This is a genomic window from Burkholderia sp. SIMBA_062 (assembly GCF_046534765.1).
Lineage (GTDB): Bacteria > Pseudomonadota > Gammaproteobacteria > Burkholderiales > Burkholderiaceae > Burkholderia > Burkholderia ambifaria.
Genome location: NZ_JAWRYD010000609.1, coordinates 1 through 237 on the forward strand (window position 1 = coordinate 1; position 237 = coordinate 237).

1 protein-coding gene is annotated in these 237 nt (G+C 66.7%); it reads left to right on the forward strand.

Features of this window, described 5'->3' with window-relative positions:
* The coding region (locus tag SB786_RS37625; protein ID WP_410731765.1) for a 3'-5' exonuclease at window positions 1-237 on the forward strand (237 nt) is incomplete at both ends.

The following is a 237-nucleotide window of genomic DNA, read 5'->3' on the forward strand; positions in this document are numbered from 1 at the left end:
GGCGCAACGGTACGCAACATCCTCGATTTCCCCGCACAGTTCGATCCGCCCGCACGTCAGGTCACGCTGGAACGCAACTACCGGTCAACCGAGCCGATCCTCGCTGCATCCAACGCCGTGATGGACGCCGCCACCGAGCGCTACACGAAAAACCTCTGGACCGATCGCGCCTCGCAGCAGCGTCCGCGCCTCGTGACGGTCGCCGACGAGGCCACGCAGGCGCGCTACGTCGTCGAG